The organism is Virgibacillus carmonensis (assembly GCF_057836705.1).
This window is the reverse complement of record NZ_JBYQFJ010000253.1, coordinates 1-607: the sequence shown is the minus strand read 5'-3', so window position 1 is coordinate 607 and position 607 is coordinate 1. Positions and strand designations below refer to the sequence as shown.

The 607-nt window shown below is 41.5% G+C and carries 1 protein-coding gene; it reads left to right on the top strand.

Annotated features, from left to right (window positions below; translation table 11 throughout):
• Positions 1 to 59: 59 nt before the first annotated feature.
• The coding region (locus AC3G7N_RS21700) for a gluzincin family metallopeptidase (RefSeq protein WP_489424201.1) at positions 60 to 607 on the top strand (548 nt) is incomplete at its 3' end.

The window sequence follows — 607 nt, the reverse complement described above, 5'->3', positions numbered from 1 at the left end:
ACCCTGCATACAAAATAAATGTTACATATGACAAAAAGAAGCATCAAATCAGCGGTTCTATGAGCGTCCAATTCGTCAATAACCTTGATAAAACGTTAAAGCACATATACTTTAATCTATGGCCGAATGCTGAAAGTTTTAAGAGTGGCGGCATAGAGGTTGATCACATTACATTCAATGCCAAGTCCGCGACTTTTGATAGCAGGAACACGAAACTCGATATTTCAGGATTGTCATTGGAATCGGGAAAGAAAGCAACCATTAATATGGATTTTACCGTTACAATCCCAAACAAACAACATCGTTTTGGCTGGTCCGGCACTCACGTTTCGCTGGGAAACTGGTTTCCGATTCTGGCCGTCTATGACAACGAGGGGTGGAATCTCGATCCATATTTCGCTGGTGGAGAATCATTTTATTCTTTGACAGGTGACTTTGATGTCACGTTAAGGGCTGATGAAAAGGAAACGATTGCAACTACCGGACAAGCAGTTGGAAAGGTAACCAGTAAAGACGGGATGAAAGTCCATCACTATCAGGCCAAAAATGTCCGGGACTTTGCCATTGTCATGAATTCGAAATTTAACCAAAGTACCAAGATGGTCAA